The sequence below is a fragment of the Bacteroides sp. ET71 genome, from assembly GCF_023336905.1.
GTDB lineage: Bacteria > Bacteroidota > Bacteroidia > Bacteroidales > Bacteroidaceae > Bacteroides.
Genome location: NZ_JAMBLS010000088.1, coordinates 1 through 1,544, shown reverse-complemented (window position 1 = coordinate 1,544; position 1,544 = coordinate 1). Strand labels below are relative to the sequence as shown.

The following is a 1,544-nucleotide window of genomic DNA, read 5'->3' as shown; positions in this document are numbered from 1 at the left end:
CATGCCTATTCAAAGAACTAAATTATCAAACTTTTAACAAACGTACAAATGTACGACTCTAACTTGAATCCCATATTTTCCATTTACAAAAATATTCCATATCGCAAAACTTAAACATAATGTTGCCTAATTTTGATCAGTTACTTAGCTAATTTATTCTAACTTATAGGATGATTTTGAGCAAATATTGCCATTCGGTCATCCAATAGTTTATACTGATGCTCTTGAATAAAAGACATACATATTCGTAACCCTTCTTGAGAACTCCCCGTAGTAGATAAAGGAATAGCACTTATCCCATAATACATCAGTTCATGAGCCAATTGTCCACCTTTCATATTAGGATATCCTATGGTGAAATAAAAGCCATCACCGACTGGTTCGTCTAAATCCTTGTCATAAACCAAGTAGAAACCATGTTTCAAGAATATTTTTTTCAATTCTCGTGCTCGTTCTCCATAAATATGAACATCATTCAGAAAGTGATAAACACCGTCACTGGCTGCACGCATCATGGCAGCCAAAGCATATTGAGCAGCATGCCCCGTCCCAGAGGAAAGAGCATATAACACACGATGAACGAAAGTCGTACCAAAGGTTCCTCCACCATAACGACCCGTCAATCCTGGAAATGAGCGATGATAGAGAGAATCTGAAATACATGCCACACCAATACGCTCTCCCGCATAACTAAAAGCTTTAGAACCGGAGATTAGTAACATATAATGGTCTGTATAACGAGCTATTGTAGGTTGATATGGAGGAAGAAAAGGATGTCCTAAATCGTGACGAAAATCCATAGCAAAATAAGCTAAATCTTCTAATACTATTACATCATATTGAGTTGCCAATTTTCCTATGATACTTAATTCATCTTCTTTAAAGCATATCCATGAAGGGTTATTAGGATTCGAATAGATCAATGCAGCAATATTACCCTTTTCTAAATAGCTTTCCAATTTAGGACCAAGCTTTTCCCCACGAAAATTGTAAACATCAAATGCTTCACACTTCGCTCCCATAACCTGTATCTGTTGCTTTTGAACAGGAAATCCTGGGTCAATAAACAATATAGAGTCTTTTTCAGGACGACATTGAATGCATGTCAAAAAAGCAGCAAAAGTACCCTGCATAGAACCAGTAACAGGAATACAACCCTCTGGAGAAATATCTACCCCTACAAATGCACGTACAAAACGTGAAGCCTCGTGTTTTAACACACTTTCTCCATCAATATTAGGATAAAGACTAGCCACACCATGGCGCAAAGCATTGATTTCGGCTTCTACTCCCACTACTGAAGGTGGTAAACCTGGCACACCCATTTCCATTTTGATAAATTCTACTCCAGAAACGATTTCTGCTTTTGCCGCAACAGCCTTGATTTCACGAATTGTGGCACATGAAAAATCTGTAATTCCCATTACTTGCGTAAGGTTGTCAATTAAATCCCGATCAATAGGTGTTTGTTTCATAACTTTTTCAATTAACTAATTGCTATTTAGTACCCAAATACACTACTGTCCCGTAAAAGTGGATAAATG

The 1,544-nt window shown here is 37.2% G+C and carries 1 protein-coding gene; it reads right to left on the bottom strand.

Going from position 1 to position 1,544, the window contains the following annotated elements; translation table 11 throughout:
• Positions 1-158 precede the first annotated feature (158 nt).
• Positions 159-1,475: an aminotransferase class I/II-fold pyridoxal phosphate-dependent enzyme gene (locus tag M3090_RS15235; RefSeq protein WP_249057684.1), complete on the bottom strand. Its 1,317-nt coding sequence runs from the start codon at positions 1,473-1,475 to the stop codon at positions 159-161.
• Positions 1,476-1,544: the final 69 nt, after the last annotated feature.

Bases quoted from the DNA above. Each gene is read 5' to 3' on its own strand.
- M3090_RS15235 (WP_249057684.1), bottom strand. From the start codon at position 1,475: ATGAAACAAACACCTATTGATCGGGATTTAATTGACAACCTTACGCAA.